13 protein-coding genes are annotated in these 14,702 nt (G+C 55.4%); 1 reads left to right on the top strand and 12 read right to left on the bottom strand.

The annotated features are described in order from the left end of the window. Positions 1-3: 3 nt before the first annotated feature. The 11 genes from ABLX76_RS16765 to miaB all read right to left on the bottom strand — a co-directional run bounded on the left by ABLX76_RS16765 (position 4) and on the right by miaB (position 13,174). Entirely contained in the window at positions 4-1,782 is a 1,779-nt protein-coding gene (locus ABLX76_RS16765) for a filamentous hemagglutinin N-terminal domain-containing protein (RefSeq protein WP_086075255.1), read from the bottom strand. A gap of 63 nt (positions 1,783-1,845) precedes the next feature. Next, positions 1,846-3,516, bottom strand: coding sequence for a ShlB/FhaC/HecB family hemolysin secretion/activation protein (locus tag ABLX76_RS16770; protein WP_087849766.1), 1,671 nt, complete (start codon positions 3,514-3,516; stop codon positions 1,846-1,848). Between the two features lie 300 nt (positions 3,517-3,816). Beyond that, positions 3,817-4,542: an amino acid ABC transporter ATP-binding protein gene (locus tag ABLX76_RS16775; RefSeq protein ID WP_348874921.1), complete on the bottom strand. Its 726-nt coding sequence runs from the start codon at positions 4,540-4,542 to the stop codon at positions 3,817-3,819. Then, entirely contained in the window at positions 4,542-5,216 is a 675-nt protein-coding gene (gene gltK / locus ABLX76_RS16780) for a glutamate/aspartate ABC transporter permease GltK (RefSeq protein WP_002894707.1), read from the bottom strand. The genes ABLX76_RS16775 and gltK overlap by 1 nt, the downstream gene beginning before the upstream one ends. Continuing rightward, a complete protein-coding gene (locus ABLX76_RS16785; RefSeq protein WP_032455129.1) occupies positions 5,216-5,956 on the bottom strand; it encodes an amino acid ABC transporter permease in 741 nt (246 codons plus the stop codon). The genes gltK and ABLX76_RS16785 overlap by 1 nt, the downstream gene beginning before the upstream one ends. Positions 5,957-6,120: 164 nt before the next feature. Beyond that, complete coding sequence (locus tag ABLX76_RS16790) at positions 6,121-7,032, bottom strand: amino acid ABC transporter substrate-binding protein (protein ID WP_023288842.1); 912 nt, start codon at positions 7,030-7,032, stop codon at positions 6,121-6,123. Between the two features lie 355 nt (positions 7,033-7,387). Then, positions 7,388-8,926: an apolipoprotein N-acyltransferase gene (gene lnt / locus ABLX76_RS16795; RefSeq protein ID WP_348874923.1), complete on the bottom strand. Its 1,539-nt coding sequence runs from the start codon at positions 8,924-8,926 to the stop codon at positions 7,388-7,390. A gap of 128 nt (positions 8,927-9,054) precedes the next feature. Then, on the bottom strand, positions 9,055-9,933 hold the full coding sequence (gene corC / locus ABLX76_RS16800; protein WP_004197606.1) for a CNNM family magnesium/cobalt transport protein CorC: 879 nt from the start codon (positions 9,931-9,933) through the stop codon (positions 9,055-9,057). Positions 9,934-10,079: 146 nt separating this feature from the next. Further along, positions 10,080-10,553: an rRNA maturation RNase YbeY gene (gene ybeY, locus ABLX76_RS16805; protein WP_023288844.1), complete on the bottom strand. Its 474-nt coding sequence runs from the start codon at positions 10,551-10,553 to the stop codon at positions 10,080-10,082. Further along, the gene (locus ABLX76_RS16810; RefSeq protein ID WP_004176871.1) at positions 10,550-11,596 is read right to left on the bottom strand and encodes a PhoH family protein; all 1,047 of its coding nucleotides are present in this window, start codon (positions 11,594-11,596) and stop codon (positions 10,550-10,552) included. Before ABLX76_RS16810 ends, ybeY begins: the two co-directional genes overlap by 4 nt. A 153-nt stretch (positions 11,597-11,749) precedes the next feature. Continuing rightward, positions 11,750-13,174, bottom strand: a complete 1,425-nt coding sequence (gene miaB / locus ABLX76_RS16815; protein ID WP_004885906.1) for a tRNA (N6-isopentenyl adenosine(37)-C2)-methylthiotransferase MiaB — start codon at positions 13,172-13,174, stop codon at positions 11,750-11,752. A 179-nt stretch (positions 13,175-13,353) separates the two neighbouring features. Here miaB and ubiF point away from each other — a divergent pair, with 179 nt between their 5' ends. Beyond that, entirely contained in the window at positions 13,354-14,529 is a 1,176-nt protein-coding gene (gene ubiF / locus ABLX76_RS16820) for a 3-demethoxyubiquinol 3-hydroxylase (RefSeq protein ID WP_348874925.1), read from the top strand. On the opposite strand, the gene ABLX76_RS16825 is transcribed toward ubiF, so the two are convergent. Further along, positions 14,518-14,702 (bottom strand): hypothetical protein (locus tag ABLX76_RS16825; RefSeq protein WP_348815389.1); only part of this gene is annotated, 185 nt, incomplete at its 5' end. The two genes, ubiF and ABLX76_RS16825, sit on opposite strands and share 12 nt — an antisense overlap.

The following is a 14,702-nucleotide window of genomic DNA, read 5'->3' on the forward strand; positions in this document are numbered from 1 at the left end:
TTTTTAGCGAATAGTATTTATTTCAGCATATTTATACTGCTGTTTCCCGCCCATGTCAGAGGCGTAGTTATGATAAGAATTGAGGACCAGTTTGTTAGCGGAAATAGAACCTTTACCGCAGGTTTCCAGGTTCAAAAAGCCGCAGCGGTAGCCGCCATTTTTGACATTCCTGGTAGTCATTGTCAAGGTGCCATTAGCTTTAATTTGGTAGCGGTTAGTGATGTCTGCACTATTTCGTGTATACAGCGTCATATCATTGTTCGCATAAAGCAGACCATCATTAAGAATACCGTTGTTTGCGCTGATGCTGGTATTGTTCCCATCTATTGTGGCCCTGTTGCGTAGGTAGTTACTCTCGATATTCAGCGAACCACCGTAAATATAATAAGCGTTGTATATGACATCACTTTTAATCGTAAGCGAATTACTGCCAACAAGGTTACCTTCCTGCTCCAATTTTCCGTTAGTGGTAATCGTTACGTCATTGCCGGAAATTCGCCCTGAGTTATATATTTTCCCCGTATTGATTTTGTCATCCTTTACAGATTTCACGTTGAGGTTGGAGTAGCCCAAAATATTTCCGGTAACGTTGAGGCTATCGCCGCTGAAGGAAATGTTCGTGGCATTGCCCCGGATTGAACCTCCGTTATCGATATTTTTGGCGGACACATCTAACTGGCCTTCGGAGCCGATATATGAGCCATAGCGGGTGGTGATATTGCCTGTGCTGGCCACGGATAATGCTTCAGTTCCGCTAATGTTGCCTGTATTAACAAGGTTACCCGTCGAGCCAATAGCTAGCGTCTGGCTGCTGGCAATAGTGCCTTCATTGGTCAACGCGCCCATGCTATTTAGCTGTGTAGCGTAGGCTTTGCTATTGATCGAACCCGTATTTTTCATGTCGCCGACTGATATCATAGACGCCATAATGCCGTTCCCGTTGATAGCCCCTTCATTAACCAGAGAACCAAAGCTGGTCATGGCGAGCGCGGTATTTGTCGTAATGGTACCTTTATTTCGCACGCCAAGACCTAAAGTATTACCCACCATACTAATACTATTGGCCTTAATTCCGCCCAGTTTACTGATATCAATGCTGTATTCCGGTGTAAGCATCTGCTTAACCGTCGCCGTTTTCCCCAGGGAAGCTATTTTCCCGGTGTTGTTGTCAAACGTGAAGTTACCCGCGCCTAATGTAGCATTGGCGGCGGCCACGGTGCCGTTAATCGCAATGGCATCCGCAAGCAGGGCGGCATAGTTAGTTGAGGCATTCATACCTTTATCACCGATGGTGATTTTCCCTTGCGTGACCGTGTAGCTCTCAATTGCGCCGGTATCGCTCAGGTTGACCTGACCCGTGGTGAGTACCGCTTTGTTGGTGTTGATAAAGCTGCACCCGGAGCAGGTGATGCCGTTGGGGTTAGCGATAACGACATCGGCTTTTTGCCCGTTGACTTCGATAAAGCCCTGCAGGTTACTCATTTTATTCGAGGTCACTTCATTTAAAATCACGGAAGCGCTGCCGTTGGTGAGGTTGTTATTTTTTGCGATGTTACCGTGAGTGCTATGGTTCACGTCGCTGGCGCTGTTGTTTAAAATAGTGCCGTTAGGACCGACGTTGAATTCGCGATATAAGTTATGCGAGACGCCTGCGGCATTAGGCGCTTCGATATCAATAACATTTACCCCTGACCTATGCGTATAGCTTGACGGATCGGCATAAACAACGGATGAACTTAGCGCTGCAGCCAGCGCAACATATGAAACCTTAAATTTAAACATGTAATTTATTCCTTTAAATATGAAAAAATGAATCAGTAAATTGCAGTAATGTGCTGATGAAAACTAATACCTCCACTGTAATGAAAAACCCATATTCATGGCATCGCTATGAAAGTCATCAGGTTTACTGACAGGCGTGCCGATAAAAAAGTCATATTGCGTAGACGCTATTTCTCCGCGAATACCGCCGACCGCGCCTGAAAGGCTTTTTCCCTGCCGGGCGCGCTCGGTACCAATGATCCTGCCGAAGTCAAAGCCAAGATATACCTGCCGGTCGGGGGTGGGAATATTCCAGCTAAAATCATTGCGCCAGTACCAGCCCTGATTGGCCGAAAGCGTATTTTCACCGTCAAAGCCGCGAACCGTCCAGCGATTGCCGATATTAAACTGGTTGTCCGAAGATAATATATCCGGGCTGAACTGGGCATGGAAACGCGGCATCCAGTTAAACTTATCGCCGGTTGCGGCAAACTGCACCAAGGCCTGTATATCGGCGTGAACAATGCGCGATTGATGGCTATATAAACCGCCTTTTTCCTCGGGGGTGGGGACGGAGCTCAGCCACGGCAGGCTGCGCTGAACGCCCAGGCTGGCGTCGATAATTTTCCTGTTGAAATAGTGCTGATGGCGCACGGTAAATTCCCAGACCGGATTTTGTTTACGCATCACATACAGCTCATCGCCGCCAAAGAAATAGTGCGAACTGCTCTTCGCTATGCGCAGATCGGCGGTCGTTTTTTGTTGTCGGGTATGCGAAAGCAGGCGGCTAACGGTCGCGCTGTAATAACGGTTTTTACTTTTATAGTCGATGCTTGACCATCTTCCTTTAAACTGCTGGCGGTACTGGCTGTAGGAGCCGTACAGGCTCAATGACCAATAACCAAAAGGCACGGAGTAGTAAAGGTTGCCGTTATGGTTGCCATCGTTGTGCTGGTTGAATTCAACGTCGCCGCCTGCCGAGATGGAAAGAATATCGTTCAATGAGGATAAATCGTAAAGGTATAGCGCGCCGCCGCCCTGATAGCGACCGCTGGCGCGGCTGCCTGCGTCATCAAGCCAGGCGCCAACCTGCCACTGTTTATCCATTACCCGGGCGATTTCAATATCACTTTCGCCAATATGTTCCCCGGGCCGCAGCTTCATATGGGCGCTGGCGCCAGGCAGGCGCTGCAGGTTAGCCATCCCTTGTTCAAGATCGCTGAGGCGCAGGATTTTACCGGTATGGGTGGGCATGGAGGTCCACAGGTTCGTCACGGCACTATTCGGCGCAAAATCAATATGCCCCGTTTTGCCATAAGTCAGCGTTATTTTGAGAATGCCCCCTTCTAGTGACTGAGAAGGGATATCGATCAGGGAAGTAATATACCCTTGCGTTATCAGTTCATTTTGTAGGGCGGTCGTCAGCAGGCGAATCCCTTCTATTCCGAGGCAATGGCCGGGCGCCTGGGCAGCGATCTTCCCGAGGAGGGCGGTGGTTTTTGCATTGTCCTCGGAGGCAATATCAACTTTCGTGATGTACCGACAGGTCGCTTCTTCGGGAAATATCAAGGTTTGCGTTTTCGCATAGGTGCGAGAAGATTGGTATTGCTGCTGATGGGGCATTAATGCGCTTTCACGGGCTTTATCCTGTTCTACCTGGTTTACCGTGGCGGACTCAATACCCGCCCAGGAGGTAAAGCAGGTGAGCAAATTTAAACACAAAATAATGGCCAGTCTGTTGGTATTAGTCCACATGAAGCAATATCCGTTTGTTTCATTCAGTTAGATTATAATTAATGGTTATGCGCGGCATGAAATAGCCTGCGCGAGATATAGCAAGTCAATTGAAATATTATTTTCAAGAAATTTAAACTCACGGGGATTATTACAAGATGCCGTATGCTAACGATGACGTGGCGGTTAATCTATCTAACGACCCCTGAATTCTTTGTGAAATTTTTACTTCACGTTGTGAAGCTGTCGCTTTGAGATGAAGCGATTGCAAAGGGGAGGGGCTGACAGGCGCGCACGGTGATATCGTGCGCGCCGCAGAAGTTAGTGCAGAATTTTGGCGAGGAAGTCTTTGGCGCGATCGGATTGTGGGTTAGCGAAGAACGCTTCTTTATCGGCGTCTTCGACAATCTTTCCTTCATCCATAAAGATCACCCGGTTGGCCACCTTGCGGGCGAAGCCCATTTCGTGGGTAACCACCATCATGGTCATCCCTTCGTTGGCCAGTTCCACCATGACGTCCAGTACCTCGTTGATCATCTCCGGGTCGAGCGCGGAGGTAGGTTCATCAAACAGCATGGCGATCGGGTCCATGCACAGCGCACGGGCGATGGCCACGCGCTGCTGCTGGCCGCCGGAGAGCTGCGCCGGGTATTTGTCCGCATGCGCCGCCAGGCCCACGCGCTCCAGCAGTTTGAGCCCCTTCTTGCGCGATGACGCTTTGTCACGATTGAGCACCTTTACCTGCGCCAGCGTCAGGTTGTCGATAATCGACAGGTGCGGGAACAGTTCAAAATGCTGAAACACCATTCCGACGTGCGAGCGCAGTTTGGCAAGATTGGTCTTTTTATCGTTAACCACGGTGCCATCGACGATAATCTGCCCCTGCTGCACCGGCTCAAGGCCGTTCACGGTTTTAATCAGTGTGGATTTACCGGAGCCTGACGGCCCGCAGACCACCACGACTTCGCCTTTTTTCACTTCCGTGGAGCAATCGGTCAGCACCTGAAAGTGACCATACCATTTTGAAACATTTTTCAGGGTAATCATTACACAGTCCTTTTCTTCAACCAGCTGACCAACAGCGAGGCGCTGAGGCTAATCACAAAATAGACGCCGCCCGCGAACAGGATCATTTCGACCTGGGTCCCGTCACGCTCGCCAATCGTCGAGGCGGTACGGAAGAAGTCGGCGAGGCTCAATACATACACCAGCGAGGTATCCTGGAAGAGGACGATCCCCTGGGTTAACAGCAGCGGCACCATGGCGCGGAAGGCCTGCGGCAGGATCACCAGCCGCATCGACTGCCAGTGGGTCATTCCCAGCGCCAGCGCGGCGCTCGACTGGCCGCGGGAGATGCTCTGGATGCCGGCGCGGATAATCTCCGAGTAGTAGGCGGCTTCGAACATCGAAAACGCCACCATCGCCGAGATCAGGCGAATATCCGTTTTCGGCGATAGTCCCAGCACGTTCTGCAGGAAGCCCGGGACAATCAGGTAGAACCACAGCAGAACCATCACCAGCGGGATGGAACGGAACACGTTAACGTAGGATTTAGCAAACCAGGCCAGCGGCAGAAAGCTGGACAGGCGCATTACCGCCAGCAGGGTGCCCCAGACGATACCGACCACGATGGCGATCACTGTGATCTTCAGGGTGATCACCAGCCCCGCCAGCAGGTAGGGCATGGAGGGAACGATCGAACTCCAGTCAAAATCGTACATTATTTGCCTCCCATATTGCCAGGCAGGCGAACCTTACGCTCGACCACATACATAATCAGCATAATCACCGCGTTGATGAAAACATAGGCCAGGGTGATGGCGGTAAAAGACTCCCAGGCATGAGCGGAGTAGTCCAGCAGTTTGCCCGCCTGCGCGGCCATATCGGCCAGACCGATGGTGGAGGCGATGGCCGAGTTTTTCACCAGGTTCATCATCTCCGAGGTCATCGGCGGCACGATAACGCGATAGGCGTTCGGCAGCAGCACGTAGCGGTAGGTTTGCGGCAGGGTCAACCCCATCGCCAGACCGGCGTTCTTTTGCCCGCGCGGCAGCGACTGGATAGCGGCGCGTACCTGCTCGCAGACGCGAGCGGCGGTAAACAGCCCCAGGCACAGCATCGAGGAGACAAAGAACTGAATGTTTGGGTCCAGCTCCGATTTAAACCACATGCCGATATTTTCCGGCAGGAATTCCGGCACCACCAGGTACCAGGTAAAGAACTGCACGATCAGCGGCACGTTGCGAAACAGTTCGACATAGCAGGTGCCAATCCCTGAGAGCAGACGATTGGGCACCGTGCGCAAAATACCGAACAGCGAGCCGACGAGGAAAGCGATGATCCAGGCCGAGATGGAGAGGGCGACGGTGATCTGAAAACCGCTCCACAGCCAGCCCAGGTAGGTAGTGTTGCCGAAGGGGGCCTGTTGCAGGAATATCCCCCAGTTCCAGTCTATTGACATACATGACTCCTGGAAAAAAAAGGGTAGCCATTGCTACCCTCGAAGACGGTTGTCCAGCTTGTTTCGGTATTCGCGGCGGCTGGGGAACGACCAGCCGCCGTATAGTCTGTCCGTGCTGTGACAATCATCGGGAGGGCAGGATATCCCGCCCCTGGTTGTTATAATTAGTTCAGTGCTTTGTCATTAGGTGATTTGAACAGCGCTTTCATGTCGTCCGACAGCTCGAAGTTCAGGTTAAGATTTTTTGGCGGAATCGGGTTTTTGAACCATTTATCGAACCACTTCGCCGCTTCGCCAGAGGTCTGGGCCTGGGCAACGGTTTCATCGACCAGCGCCTTGAAGGCCGGATCGTCCTTACGCAGCATGCAGCCATAGGCTTCTTTCGACTGCGCGGTGCCGACGATTTCCCAGTTATCCGGTTTCTTCGCCTTGGCGCGTTCGCCGGCCAGCAGAGCGTCATCCATCATAAAGGCCACCGCGCGTCCGCTCTCCAGGGTGCGGAAAGAGTCGCCATGATCTTTGGCGCTGATGATGCGCATATTCATTTTTTTCTCATCGTTCAGCTTATGCAGCAGGATCTCTGAGGTGGTCCCGGAGGTGACAACGACCGCTTTATCCTTCAGGTCCGGGAAATCTTTGATCGGGCCGCCTTTCTTCACCAGCAGACGAGTGCCGACGACGAAGATAGTATCGGAGAAGGCCGCCTGTTTCTGGCGCTCGAGGTTGTTGGTGGTTGAGCCGCACTCGAAATCAAAGGTGCCATTCTGCAGCAGCGGGATACGATTCTGCGAGGTAACCGGGATCAGTTTGACCTGCAGATCGGGTTTGTTCAGCTTCTTCTTGATGGCATCGACGATGGCGTTGGAGTAGTCCTGAGAGTAACCTACAACCTTCTGTTGGTTATCGTAATAAGAGAAAGGGACGGAAGATTCGCGATGGCCGACAACGATAACGCCATTTTTCGCGATCTTATCCAGAGTGCTCTGGCCAGCCGCCGGGGCAGCATCTTCCGCCTGCGCCAGACCAGCGGTCATTCCCATTACCAGCATTGCCGTGGCCAGTTTACGTAATTGCATATCCAACTCCTTATCCGCAGCGTCACCGACGCTATTGATACCCATTGTGATTGTGTGTGTTGTTATTGGGGGCACGCATCCACGTGCCGCATTTGTATGTGTTTGTTAGCATTTAGTTTGGCTTAATGTAAAGATTTTGCTGTTTTATTGTTTATTTTTGCGAAGCGCTCCGCACCAATCGGAGGCAAATATCTTCCATTGCACCAAAATAGCGCGACCGCCGATCGTTTATGGTGCAACCTGGTTGCACTGGGCCAGAGGGCGGCGCTACCCGATTAAATAAAGCAATGACTGTGCCAGGGTGGCAAATGACGGGAAGAAAAAAAGCCGACGACGGGCGTCGCCGGCAGAGCATTTATCGGCGACGCTGACGCAGGCTCATCAGCAGCGCGCCGAAGCCGAGCAGCGCCGTCAGCGCCCACAGCGGCCAGTTGCCAGTGCGGGCGTAAGGGGTCAAGCCGCTGGTGGGCGTCACGGTGGTGGTCAACACCTCGCGGGTAAACTGCGGGATCATCTTCTGAATCTCGCCGCGCGGGCCGATCACGGCGGTTATGCCGTTGTTGGTGCTGCGCAGCAGCGGACGGGCCAGCTCCAGGGCGCGCATCCGCGCCATCTGGAAGTGTTGCCACGGGCCGATGGACTTGCCGAACCAGGCGTCGTTGGAGATGGTCAGCAGGAAGTCGGTGTCCGGACGGAAGTTATCCCGCACCTGTTCCCCGAGGATGATCTCGTAGCAGATAGCCGCGGTCAGCTTGAGGTTATGCGCCATCAGCTGCGGCTGCACGTAGGGACCGCGGCTGAAGGAGGACATCGGCAGGTCGAAGAATGGCGCCAGCGGACGCAGAATCGACTCCAGCGGTACAAACTCGCCGAACGGCACCAGATGGTTCTTGTTGTAGCGGTTGGTCGAGTCGTAGCGGTACGGGTTATCTTTGCCGAGGGTAATGATGGTGTTGTAGGTGTCGTAGCGGTTCTGCTTATTGAGACGCGCGTCGACGATGCCGGTGATCAGTGAGCTGTCTTTTGCGCGCAGCAGATCGTCCATCATGCTGAGGAACTGCTGCTGGTTGATCTCGAGATCCGGGATCGCCGATTCGGGCCAGATAATCAGCTGCGAGTGGCCGATATGCGGCTGGGTCAGCACCAGATAGGTTTTCAGAGTGTTAACCAGCTGCTTCTCGTCCCACTTCATGGCCTGCGGGATATCGCCTTGCACCAGCGAGACCTGCGTCGCACGCGCCGGCAGCAGCTGATACCACTGGATATAGCGCAGCGGGAACGGCAGGGCGAACAGCAGTGCGGCAATGACCAGCGGCTTCCCGTTGCGCTGCACGAGGGCCAGGGCCAGCAGGCCGCTTACCATCATCAGCAGGAAGTTGATCGCCTCGACGCCCATCACCGGCGCCAGGCCTTTCAGCGGGCCGTCAATCTGGCTGTAGCCGAACTGCAGCCACGGAAAACCGGTCAGCACCCAGCCGCGCAGGAACTCGGTGATCTGCCAGACGACGGGAGCGGCGATCGCTACCCGCAGCCAGCTGGTTTTGGGCCACAGACGGGCGAGCAGGCCGGCAAACAGGCCGGTGTAGAGCGAGAGATAGGCCGCCAGCAGCACGACGAGGAAGACGTTAACCGGGCCCGGCATACCGCCAAACTGCGCGATGCTGACATAGACCCAGTTGATACCCGTGCCGAACAGGCCGAGACCCCAGAAATAGCCGATGCCGGCGCTTTGCAGCGGGCGGCGGTTGAGGGTTAACGCCTGCAGACCGACCAGCGAAATAATCGCCGCGGGCCAGAAGTCATAAGGTGAAAAAGCCAGCGTTCCGCTGGCTCCGAATAGCAGCGCCAGCAGCAGACGTACGCGCTGGCGTTCAAGAAGAGAGGCAAATACCATTTAGGCTAATCGTCCCGTTAATTAACGCCTGTTGCCACAGGCTATGCTGTTTGCCAGCCGGGGGAGGGAACAACCGGGGATCGCCCACGGTCTGTCTCCCGGCTGGCCATGACCTTCAGCGCCGCCGCTTACTCTTCCAGCTTCGGCTGGGGAGCGTCATCCGGCAGCTTAACATGCACCTGAATGATACGACGACTATCTGCCATTGCTACCTTGAATTGGTAACCATCAATGTCGATAGATTCGCCGCGAGCCGGCAGGTGGCCAAAGGCCTGCATTACCAGTCCGCCAATGGTATCCACTTCTTCATCGCTGAAGTGCGTATCGAAGGCGTCATTGAAGTCTTCGATAGAGGCCAGAGCGCGCACCGTCCACGTATGGCGGCTCAGCTGGCGGAAATCGATATCTTCTTCTTCGTCGTACTCGTCTTCAATTTCCCCGACGATGAGCTCAAGGATATCCTCGATGGTCACCAGACCGGAGACGCCGCCGAATTCGTCAATAACGATCGCCATATGGTAGCGCTGTGAGCGAAACTCTTTCAGCATGCGGTCGACCCGCTTGCTTTCCGGAACGACAACCGCCGGCCGTAACACTTTTTCCATGCTGAAAGCTTCGGCGTCGCTGCGCATAAACGGCAGCAGATCCTTGGCCATCAGAATCCCTTCGATGTGATCTTTATCTTCACTGATGACCGGGAAGCGCGAGTGGGCGGATTCGATGATGACATCAAGGCACTCGTCCAGCGTCTGATTGCGTTTCAGGGTAATCATTTGTGAACGGGGGATCATAATGTCGCGGACCCGCTGGTCGGCGATATCCATTACCCCTTCGAGCATGTCACGGGTATCTTCATCGATAAGGTCGTTCTGCCCGGAATCACGGATCAGCGCCAGCAGTTCATCGCGGTTTTTCGGTTCCCCGTGAAAGAGCTGGCTGAGTAACAGGGAGAAAAATCCCTTTTTGCTGTTTACTGTGTCACTACTGTGTGAATTGTCGTCGCTCATGGCGTCGTTTGGGTTCTCATGTTGATTTAATGTCGCTCGTCGCGCGTACACTCAGCGCCGGACGGCATGGGGTGCCTGAGGTTCAGGCGGGTAAAATGCATGAACAGCGGCCGGATGAGACGCAAGCGCCGCCATCCGGCAGGGGGCTATTCAGCAATCTTCTCGGAAATGTACGGGTCCTCATAGCCCAGAGCAAGCATTATCTCTGTTTCGAGGGCTTCCATCTCTTCCGCTTCGTCATCTTCGATGTGATCGTAGCCCAGCAGATGCAGGCTGCCGTGAACCACCATATGCGCCCAGTGCGCCTCCAGCGGCTTCCCTTGCTCGCTGGCTTCCTGCTCCACCACCTGACGGCAAATGATCAGATCGCCGAGCAGCGGCATTTCAATCCCCGGCGGCGCTTCAAACGGGAAAGAGAGGACGTTGGTCGGTTTATCCTTGCCGCGATAGGTCAGGTTCAGCTCATGACTTTCTGCAACGTCGACCAGACGAATCGTTAACTCTGACTCCTCCTGAAACGGCGGAATGACGGCGTCGACCCAGCGTTGAAAAAGGGCTTCGTCCGGCAGGCCGCTGGTCTCTTCGCAGGCCAGCTGTAAATCGAGGATCACCTGACTCATTTTTGCTCCTGTTCCTGGGCTTCGCGTTTGCGCTCGGCGGCCAGTTCTGCTTTACGTTTCTGGTCTGCGGCTTCCCATGCCTCATAGGCGTTCACGATGCGGGCGACCACCGGATGGCGGACCACGTCTTCGCTATGGAAGAAGTTAAAGCTGATCTCATCGACTTCCGCCAGCACTTCGATGGCGTGGCGCAGACCGGATTTGGTGCTGCGCGGCAGGTCAATCTGCGTGATGTCGCCGGTGATCACCGCCTTGGAGTTAAAGCCGATGCGGGTCAGGAACATCTTCATCTGCTCGATGGTGGTGTTCTGGCTTTCATCAAGAATGATAAAGGCGTCATTCAGCGTCCGTCCGCGCATATAAGCCAACGGAGCCACTTCGATGACGTTACGCTCAATCAGCTTTTCCACCTTCTCAAAGCCGAGCATCTCGAACAGCGCGTCGTACAGCGGGCGCAGATACGGGTCGACCTTCTGGCTCAGATCGCCGGGCAGGAAGCCGAGCTTTTCGCCCGCCTCGACGGCCGGACGGGTCAGCAGAATGCGGCGGATCTCCTGGCGCTCCAGCGCATCGACCGCCGCCGCCACCGCCAGATAGGTTTTCCCGGTACCTGCCGGACCCACGCCGAAGGTGATGTCGTGATCGAGGATATTGGCGATGTACTGCGCCTGGTTCGGCGTACGCGGTTTGATCACCCCGCGCTTGGTCTTGATATTGACGGCTTTTCCGTACTCCGGCACGCTCTCGGCGCTCTGCTCCAGCACGCGCGCCTCTTTAATCGCCAGATGGATCTGCTCTGGTTCAATATCCTGAATCTGACCGCGCATCGGCGCCGTGTCGACATACAGGCTGCGCAGAATATCGGCGGCGGCGTGCACGCATAGGGCGCGTCCGGTCAGTTTAAAATGATTGTCACGGCGGTTGATCTCAATGCCTAACCGACGCTCCAGCTGTTTGATGTTGTCGTCAAACGGGCCGCACAGGGCTAACAGGCGTGCGTTATCCGCTGGCTCCAGGGTAATTTCACGAGTGTCTATGTTCAAACTGTTCCTCTTTACGCAGGTGGCCGGACGCGGCGCGTGGCCGGCTAATCAGGAAATTATTTACGTCACAGGAAAATGGCGCAAGCATTGCTGTAGATATAGGGACGGAGAGAGGAATTACAAGGCCTGCCGGAACCGACAGGCCTGAAGGGATCACGGCTGATAGATACCCACGCCAAGATCGTTCTCTTTACGGGTGCGGGCAATCACTGATTCAGGTGATTCAGCGATACGCAGACCCATCTCCGCTTCGGTGCGCACGATTTTGCCGCGCAGCGAGTTGGTGTAAACATCGACAATTTCGACATCCACAAACTTGCCGACGAGGTCCGGGGTGCCTTCAAAGTTGACCACCCGGTTGTTCTCCGTACGTCCGGAAAGCTCCATGATGTTCTTGCGCGACGTGCCTTCCACCAGGATGCGCTGTACCGTGCCGAGCATGCGACGGCTCCAGGCCATCGCCTGCTGGTTGATGCGCTCCTGCAGAATATACAGACGCTGTTTCTTATCGGCATCCGGCACGTCGTCAACCATATCGGCCGCCGGGGTGCCCGGGCGGGCGGAGAAGATAAAGCTGTAGCTCATATCGAAATTGACGTCGGCGATAAGCTTCATTGTCTTTTCGAAATCTTCCGTAGTTTCGCCGGGGAAGCCGACGATAAAGTCGGAGCTTATCTGAATATCCGGACGCGCTTCACGCAGCTTGCGAATAATCGCTTTATACTCCAGCGCAGTATGGGTGCGTCCCATCAGGTTCAGTACGCGGTCGGAGCCGCTTTGCACCGGCAGGTGCAGGAAGCTCACCAGCTCCGGCGTATCGCGATAGACGTCGATGATATCGTCGGTAAATTCGATCGGGTGGCTGGTGGTGAAGCGAATGCGGTCGATGCCGTCGATAGCGGCGACCAGGCGTAGCAGATCGGCAAAGCTGCCGGTAGTGCCGTCGTAGTTCTCGCCGCGCCAGGCGTTCACGTTCTGGCCCAGTAGGTTGACTTCACGCACGCCCTGCGCCGCCAGTTGGGCGATTTCAAACAGGATATCGTCGCACGGGCGGCTGACTTCTTCTCCGCGGGTGTAGGGCACCACGCAGTAGGTGCAGTATTTGTTGCAGCCTTCCATAATCGAGACAAAGGCGGTCGGGCCTTCGGCGCGCGGTTCTGGCAGGCGATCGAATTTTTCAATTTCCGGGAAGCTGATATCAACCACCGGGCTGCGGTTGCCGCGCACGGAGTTAATCATCTCCGGCAGGCGGTGCAGGGTTTGCGGCCCGAAAATAATATCGACATAGTGCGCGCGCTGACGAATATGGTCGCCTTCCTGGGAAGCCACGCAGCCGCCAACGCCAATAATCAGGTCCGGGTTCTTCTCTTTCAGCAGCTTCCAGCGGCCAAGCTGATGGAAAACTTTTTCCTGGGCCTTCTCACGAATTGAGCAGGTATTGAGCAACAGCACATCTGCTTCTTCCGCCACTTCGGTCAGTTGATACCCATGTGTCGCATCCAGCAGATCGGCCATCTTTGATGAATCATACTCGTTCATCTGACAGCCCCAGGTTTTAATATGGAGTTTTTTTGTCATTGACTTGCTCATGCTCAGTAATAGATATCCAAAACGCGGGGATATATACAGGGTGAATTTCGCATTCCAGGGCGCGTATTGTAATGCTTTGGTCGCCCCCTGACCAGTGCGAGCGTTATCACCGCAAGAGGGCGAAAAATCCGGTAAACTTAACGGATTCTGCTTTAAGGATAATAGCCATGACAATTCACGCAACAGATGTCGCCATCGTGGGCGGCGGCATGGTCGGCGGCGCCCTGGCGTTGGGGCTGGCGCAACAGGGATTTACCGTGACGGTGCTTGAGAAAACGGCGCCTCCGGCTTTCGATCCAGCATCCGCCCCGGATGTGCGGATCTCGGCGATCAGCGCGGCCTCGGTCGGCCTGCTGAAAAGCCTTGGCGTCTGGGATGCCGTGCGGGCGATGCGCGTCCACGCTTACCGTCGTCTGGAGACCTGGGAGTGGGAGAGCGCCCACGTCGCCTTTGACGCCGCCGAGCTTAAGCTGCCGGAGCTGGGCTATATGGTCGAGAACAAGGTCCTGCAGTGGGGCCTGTGGCAAGCGCTGACGGCGCACGAAGGGGTTACCCTGCGCGTTGGCGGCGAACTGGAGGCGATGCAGCGCGGCGAGGCGGAGACGGCGTTGCGTTTACGCGATGGGGAGACGATCCACGCCCGGCTGGTTATCGGCGCCGACGGCGCCAGCTCTCAGGTGCGGGAGATGGCCGGCATCGGCGTGCATGCCTGGCAATATCAGCAATCCTGTATGCTCATTAGCGTCCAATGCGCCGACGATCCCGGCGACAGCACCTGGCAGCAGTTTACCCCCAGCGGACCGCGCGCTTTCCTGCCGCTGTTCGACAACTGGGCCTCGCTGGTGTGGTATGACGCCCCGGCGCGGATCCGTCAGCTGCAGGGCATGTCCATGCCCCAGCTCCAGCAGGAGATCGCCCGCCATTTCCCGGCGCGTCTCGGGCGGGTGACGCCGCAGGCGGCCGGCGCCTTCCCGCTCACCCGGCGTCATGCGCTGCAGTATGTTCAGCCTGGTCTGGCGCTGGTGGGCGATGCGGCGCACACCATTCATCCGCTGGCGGGGCAGGGGGTTAACCTTGGCTACCGTGATGTCGACGCCCTGCTGGAGATCCTGGCGCAAGCGCGCGGCCGCGGCGAAGAGTGGGCCAGCCTGCCGGTGCTCAAGCGCTACCAGGGGCGGCGGCGGGCGGATAATTTTATTATGCAGTCGGGGATGGATCTGTTTTACGCCGGATTCAGCAATGACCTGGCGCCGGTGCGGATGCTGCGCAATATTGGCCTGATGGCGGCCGAACGCGCCGGGGTGCTGAAGCGTCAGGCGCTGAAGTATGCGTTAGGCTTGTAAACCGGCGTCGCGGGCAGGGGCGTCGTGGAAAGCGCCTGCCCGGCAGTCAGTGATGCGCCAGGATGGCAAAACGCCAATAACAAAAAAGCCCACCGAGGTGGGCTTTTTTGCATTGAAGTGGCTGGGGTACGAGGATTCGAACCTCGGAATGCCGGAATCAGAATCCGGTGCCT

It is taken from the genome of Klebsiella sp. JB_Kp004, assembly GCF_040065795.1.
Lineage (GTDB): Bacteria > Pseudomonadota > Gammaproteobacteria > Enterobacterales > Enterobacteriaceae > Klebsiella > Klebsiella quasipneumoniae.

Coding starts and splice junctions, on each gene's coding strand:
- ABLX76_RS16765 (WP_086075255.1), bottom strand. CDS start 1,782: ATGTTTAAATTTAAGGTTTCATATGTTGCGCTGGCTGCAGCGCTAAGT.
- ABLX76_RS16770 (WP_087849766.1), bottom strand. CDS start 3,516: ATGTGGACTAATACCAACAGACTGGCCATTATTTTGTGTTTAAATTTG.
- ABLX76_RS16775 (WP_348874921.1), bottom strand. CDS start 4,542: ATGATTACCCTGAAAAATGTTTCAAAATGGTATGGTCACTTTCAGGTG.
- gltK (WP_002894707.1), bottom strand. CDS start 5,216: ATGTACGATTTTGACTGGAGTTCGATCGTTCCCTCCATGCCCTACCTG.
- ABLX76_RS16785 (WP_032455129.1), bottom strand. CDS start 5,956: ATGTCAATAGACTGGAACTGGGGGATATTCCTGCAACAGGCCCCCTTC.
- ABLX76_RS16790 (WP_023288842.1), bottom strand. CDS start 7,032: ATGCAATTACGTAAACTGGCCACGGCAATGCTGGTAATGGGAATGACC.
- lnt (WP_348874923.1), bottom strand. CDS start 8,926: ATGGTATTTGCCTCTCTTCTTGAACGCCAGCGCGTACGTCTGCTGCTG.
- corC (WP_004197606.1), bottom strand. CDS start 9,933: ATGAGCGACGACAATTCACACAGTAGTGACACAGTAAACAGCAAAAAG.
- ybeY (WP_023288844.1), bottom strand. CDS start 10,553: ATGAGTCAGGTGATCCTCGATTTACAGCTGGCCTGCGAAGAGACCAGC.
- miaB (WP_004885906.1), bottom strand. CDS start 13,174: ATGACAAAAAAACTCCATATTAAAACCTGGGGCTGTCAGATGAACGAG.
- ubiF (WP_348874925.1), top strand. CDS start 13,354: ATGACAATTCACGCAACAGATGTCGCCATCGTGGGCGGCGGCATGGTC.